We start from the raw sequence: 5616 nt of genomic DNA, 5'->3' as shown, positions 1-5616 counted from the left end.
CTGCCGGAGCGGGAACCCGCCCTGCCCCCGAAGGCGCCGGACTCCGGGCAGGACCCGATGACCGCGGGGACGCCGGCCAACACGCCCTCCCGGGCGAAGGGCACCAAGCAGCTGACCGTGTGGATCGACGCGGACCTTCACAAGCGGATGAACCGCGCGAAGGTCGAGCTGGAGAAGGACCTCAAGGTCCAGGTGGAGGAGGCAATCCGCGCCTACCTCGAAGCGAAGGGCTTCTGATGAAGAGCCCCAGCGGTGTCGTAACCACCGCTGAGGCCCAGGGCGGCTCCCAGGAGGAACCCAAAATGCAGCACGACCAGCATAAAGGCGGCGATCAGCCGAACGTGAGGCGACAACTCGCCACACTCACCCCGGGCATGCGGCGCCTGGTGAAGGCGGCCGGTGCCGGTGGGGCGCTCATCGCGGCGATCGGCTTCGTGGGCTCGTACAAGGCCCTGCAGAAGCTGGCGGAGAAGCAGGGGGAGATGGGGTCCTTCTCCTACGCCTTCCCCATCGGTGTGGACGTCGGCATCGCCGTCCTGCTGGCCCTCGACCTGGTGCTCACCTGGCTGCGGATCCGCTTCCCGCTCCTGCGGTACGTGGCCTGGATGCTGACGGCCGGCACCATCGCCTTCAACGCGGCCAGCGCCTACCCCAAGCCGTTGCCGATGGCTCTGCACGCCCTGCTGCCGGTGCTGTTCGTCGCCGTGGTGGAGGCCGGCCGGTACGCGATCGCCCGCATCGCGGCGATCGAAGCGGGCCGTCCGGACATGGACGGTGTCCGGTTCTTCCGCTGGATCCTCTCCCCGATCCCCACCTTCAAGCTGTGGCGGAAGATGAAGCTGTGGGAGATCACCTCCTACAACGAGATCGTCGACCTGGAACAGCGCCGCCTGGTCTACCGGGCGATCCTGCGGCACAAGTACGGACGGGGCTGGCGCCGGACGGCTCCGGTGGAGGAGACCCTGCCTCTGAAGCTGTCCCGGTACGGTCGGGCCCTGCCCTACCTGGAGCCGCCGGAGACCGACCTGCTCCGGGAGTACACCGTGGAACGGGCCGACCGCTCGGCGCCGGCCGCCGCCGCCGAGCTGCCCCCGGGCTTCACCCCGGAGCTGTTGGACCGCCTGACGCAGCTGCTCGACCAGCAGGAGGGCGGCTCCATCGACCAGCAGCCGCGCATCTCCGAGCTGGAAGCGGCCGCGGAGCCGGTCCCGGCCGAGCCGGTGGAACTGGTGGAGGCCGAGCTGGAGGAGGAGTCCGAGTCGTCCGCGGAACAGCCGGCTGCTACCCCGTACGGCGGGATGGTGCCGCTGCGGAAGTTGGACCGGCCCGTGCCGGAGGCCGATTCCTCGTGGTTCCGCCCGGAGCAGACCGACCCGGCCTCCGCGCTCTGGGACGGGGCGCACGCCCAGGTCTTCGACCAGGAGGCGGCGGAGCGGCCGAGCGCGGCCGAGCTGACCCGCCCGGCGAGCGTCCACGCCCGGCTCTCCCACCAAGAAACCGTCCCGGCTCCCGTTGTCGAGCAGGCGCTGGCCGAGCCGGTGGCGCCCTGGTCCCCGCCCGTGCAGCCTCCTGCCGAGCCGACCGGCCCGCTCGCCGAGCCCGCCACGTTCTGGTCCCCGCCGGTTCAGCCGGCTGTGGAGCCGACCGGCCAGGTTGTCGAGCAGCCTGCGGCGCCCAGCGTCCAGGCCGAGCACGGGGACCAGCAGCCGGAGCACGTCCCGCAGCTGCCCGACGACCAGGAGGAGGAGCCCGAAACCCCCGCGCTCTCCGGCAAGGAACAGCTGCTGAAGTTGCTGCAGTCCCTGACGCCAGAACAGAAGGCCATGAACCAGAAGGAACTCGCGGCCGAGCTGTTTCCCCAGCTCAACACGGTGATGAGGTCGCAGGACTCGGTCCGGGTCTACATCGGTCGCTACATGCGTGAGGGAAAGATCTAGCCCCGGTTCCAGTGGGCGGACACACACGACCCGCTTCCCGCTGGATGGGAGTCCTCCGGAAACAGCTGTTTCTTGTCAGTCCTGGAGCGTACGGTGATGGGCCCCATCACCAGCTCCACCAGTCCCGGAAGTACCCCGGGGCGGCGCTGGTACCGCCGACCCCGGGGCCTGGCCATAGAGAGGAACCTCTGATGAACCAGTTCGACAACCAGGCTACCGATCGTCAGGACAACCCTGGCACGGGGCACGGGGGTGAAGCCACCCCGCCCCGTCGCTGGGCCGCCTACGCGGCCGCCGGCCTGCCGGTGGCGACCGGGGCGACGCCCGCCGCTACGACCAACCCGACCTCCCTCAACACCACCAGCGCCGGGGACATGCTCGGCAACATCGGACACCTGCTGTGGAACGTCGCCGGGGCCCTTCCCGGTGGCCACCTCGGTGCGGGCGGCCTGGCCGTCGCTGCTGCGGGCGCCGGCTACCTCAAGATGCGGCTGGACCGCCCGGTGGACCGCAACACCAAGGCCGGCTTCGCCGACAAGGATGAGATCCGCGAGCACTTCTCCGGCCAGCAGCTCCTGGAGCGCGCGGACGTCCTGCGGCCCGATCTGGTCGCCACCCGCGGCCGCCGCGGCCTCGTTCCCACTGACCTGGGCAAGCTCATCGGCCGGGACGTCATCCACAAGCGGGAGGTCTACTCCTCGATCGAGGACATGACCCTGGTCTTCGCTCCCCCGCGGACTGGTAAGTCCGCGCTCTTGGGCGGGCACGTGGTGGACGCCCCGGGCGCCGGGATCATCACCAGCACCCGCGGGGACCTCTACCGGCACACGGTGGAGGTCCGCAGGCGGCGCGGCCCGGTGGAGGTCTTCAACCCGGACGTGGCCGGCATCGCCAACACCCTGATCTGGGACCTGGTCAAGGGCTGCACCGACCCGGTGGTCGCGTTCCGCCGGGCCGGCTACCTGCTCTCCGGCCAGACGGCGGGGGCGGTGGAGGACTCCTCGTTCTGGGACAACCAGAGCTACCGCGTGCTGCGTTCGCTGCTGATGGCGGCCGCAGTCGGCGGGCGGGACCTGATGCACGTCCGCAACTGGGTCACCAACATGAACCCGAAGACCCGCGAGCCCCACCGGCTGCTGGAGTCGTACGAGCACTGCCCGCCCGGCTGGGCCAACGACCTGCTGCAGGTCATCGAAGCGCCCGAGCGCACCCGGGAGAGCATCCTGCTCACTCTGATCAGCAGCCTGGAGTGCCTGGCGCTGCCCGCCGTCGCCCGGATCGTCACCCCCGTGCCCGGGATGCGCGAGTTCGACCCGGAGCTGTTCCTCCAGGCCGGGGGGGCCCTCTACCTGATGGGCCGTCACCGGGCGAAGGGCTCCGTGGCCCCGCTGTTCACGGCCTTGGTCGGGGAGATCTACGAGACGGGGAAGGAGATGGCCGCCAACTCTGCCCACGACAGGATCGACCCCCCGCTGGACATGATCCTGGACGAAGCGGCGGTCACCTGCCCGCTGCCCCTGCACAACTGGGGCGCGGACGCCGGCGGCTCGAACATCCCGATCACCATGAGCGTGCAGTCCCCCAGCCAGCTCTACGAGCGGTGGGGCCAGCGCGGGGGTGAGACCATCTGGCAGCTGAGCAACAAGCTGGTCTTCGGGGGTCTGTCCGTCCCGCGGGACCTTCAGGACCTGTCCGACCTCTGCGGCGACCGCGAGAAGGAGGTGACGACCACCTCGACCAACGCCAAGGGAGAGGTCACCAAGTCGGTCAGCACCATCGAGGTGCCCGTCATGAAGAAGGACAAGATCCGGCGGCTCCCGAAGTTCCACGGCCTCTACATCCACCGCAACGCCGCGCCCGTCGTGGTGAAGATCGTGCCAGTCTGGAAGCGCGACGACGTCCGGGCCGTGGCCAAGGAGATCCGCAAGAACGAGCGCAACCAGGCCAAGCTCGCCAAGCAGGCTGAGAAGCTGGGCATTGAGCTGCCGGTCTCCCCGAACCCGCCGATGCCGGCCTACAAGCCGGTGGTTCCCAAGCAGACCCCCCAGCAGCAGCCCGGCCAGCAGCCGGTGGTCCCTCTCCGAAAGGCGGTCTGATCCGTGGCCATCACCCCTGAGCGCCCCACCGGGGTCAAGCCCGGCGACGGCTACATGGTCGTCGTCATGGAACAGACCAAGATCAAAAAGCGGCTGGTGGACCTGGAGCGGCAGGGACTCAACGACCGGCTGGCCTTGTTGGAGAGCCAGAACCTCGCGGAGAACATCTACAAGCTGGCCAAGGCCATGGAGGCCGACGCCAAGTCCCGGCTGGCCGCCAAGTCGCCGTGCTGGAACTGGGTGGAGATGACGGAGGAGGAGGCCGGCGACGCCTGGGCCACGCTCCTGGCCTGGCGCCGGGACGTCCTCAAAGTCCGCTGGCCCTCGGTGTACTGGCCGACCACCACCCGGTGCTGGTACCTCCACCCGGAGGTCGTGGAGGAGCTGTCCGCGCTCTACCTGGCGTGGAAGCACACCTACACCAGCCCGGAGGCCACCCCGATGCGGGCCGCGGAGTTCCTGGAGCGCTGGCTGCCTGGAGCCAAGCGCCGGATTCCCGAGTACCTGGAGCAGTGCACCCAGCGTTCGACGGGCCACCAGGAGTTCGACTACTCGCTGGAGAGCCACCGGGAGCACGACGACGCGGAGATCTCGGCCTTCATCCAGGCCGACCTCGACGCGCGGCCCTCCACCCCGGCGGAGGACGACGCCGAGTAGCAGCACGCGCAACACCAAAGGGTGAGGCCCCGACCAAGGTCGGGGCCTCACCCTTTTGGCGTCGGGGCCTAGTGGAGCTTCGTGCCCGGTTCCGCGATGGGCCGTTCGTCGTCGGAGCCGCGCAGCCACTTCAGCGTGGCGATGAACGCGGCCGCGTAGTCGTCGCCGATCTGCTGCCACTCCGGGATCAGCTGCTCGACCACGTCGCGCGCGCGGAAGTTCTCCTTGGCCAGCTCCTCCTTGCTGAGCGGGTAGCTGGTCGTCCGGCCGGTGAGGGGCCCGGTCGGCCGGCGGCCGAGTACCCACAGGCAGCACTCCTTGACGCCGCGGGCGGCCTCCGGCGGGCGCGAGCACCACATGGTCAGCATCCGGTCCGGGTGGTGTTCCTTCCACGGGAAGTCGAGTTCCACCTGGGCCTGGTCCAGCAGCCGCTCGATCTCCTCGCGCGTGCGCCGGAAGCCCTCCGGCAGCACCTCCGCCGGCGGATCCTCCGGTGGGGGCGGCACCGGCACCGGGCCCGCGTTCCACCCGGGTGGAACAGCGGGGGGAGCCGGTGGAACCGGCGGAGCCCACGACGGGCGCGGGGGCACCTGGGGCCCCGGGGTGTACCAGCTCTCAGCAGCCATGCTCAGACCGTACCCACCCGGCAGGGGCGACAACAGCGACTCGGCGCAACCCGGTCACTGGTGCAGCCCACCGCCGTAGTACGGCCCGGGGGCGGCCGGGGCGGCCCGCTCGATGACCAGGGCGGCCTCCGGGGCGGCCTGCTCGACTGCGGGGGCCGGAGGTTCGGCGACTACGGCGGTGGTCTCGGTGACGGCGGCCTGGGCGCGCTCGGCCAGAATGTCCTTCGCCGCCAGCGCGACGCCCACCGCGTCGTCCAGCGCGGGGCCTTCCAGTTCCTGGACCTCGATGGCGTTGCGCCG

6 protein-coding genes are annotated in these 5616 nt (G+C 70.4%); 4 read left to right on the top strand and 2 right to left on the bottom strand.

The annotated features are described in order from the left end of the window. The 4 genes from AB0E96_RS37560 to AB0E96_RS37545 form a co-directional block, all read left to right on the top strand. Window positions 1-237 (top strand): hypothetical protein (locus AB0E96_RS37560; RefSeq protein ID WP_359830783.1); only part of this gene is annotated, 237 nt, incomplete at its 5' end. Between the two features lie 65 nt (window positions 238-302). Next, the gene (locus tag AB0E96_RS37555; protein ID WP_359830781.1) at window positions 303-1937 is read left to right on the top strand and encodes a DUF2637 domain-containing protein; all 1635 of its coding nucleotides are present in this window, start codon (window positions 303-305) and stop codon (window positions 1935-1937) included. 191 nt (window positions 1938-2128) lie between these two features. Continuing rightward, window positions 2129-4033: a TraM recognition domain-containing protein gene (locus AB0E96_RS37550; RefSeq protein WP_359830779.1), complete on the top strand. Its 1905-nt coding sequence runs from the start codon at window positions 2129-2131 to the stop codon at window positions 4031-4033. A 3-nt stretch (window positions 4034-4036) separates the two neighbouring features. After that, complete coding sequence (locus AB0E96_RS37545) at window positions 4037-4690, top strand: hypothetical protein (protein ID WP_359830777.1); 654 nt, start codon at window positions 4037-4039, stop codon at window positions 4688-4690. Between the two features lie 68 nt (window positions 4691-4758). On the opposite strand, the gene AB0E96_RS37540 is transcribed toward AB0E96_RS37545, so the two are convergent. Both AB0E96_RS37540 and AB0E96_RS37535 read right to left on the bottom strand, forming a co-directional pair. Further along, entirely contained in the window at window positions 4759-5163 is a 405-nt protein-coding gene (locus AB0E96_RS37540; protein ID WP_359830774.1) for a hypothetical protein, read from the bottom strand. A 207-nt stretch (window positions 5164-5370) separates the two neighbouring features. Further along, the coding region (locus AB0E96_RS37535) for a hypothetical protein (protein ID WP_359830772.1) at window positions 5371-5616 on the bottom strand (246 nt) is incomplete at its 5' end.

This window comes from Kitasatospora sp. NPDC036755 (assembly GCF_040636595.1).
Taxonomy (GTDB): Bacteria; Actinomycetota; Actinomycetes; order Streptomycetales; family Streptomycetaceae; genus Kitasatospora.
Note: the sequence above shows the minus strand (reverse complement) of the source record. Positions and strands in the feature narration are given on the sequence as shown.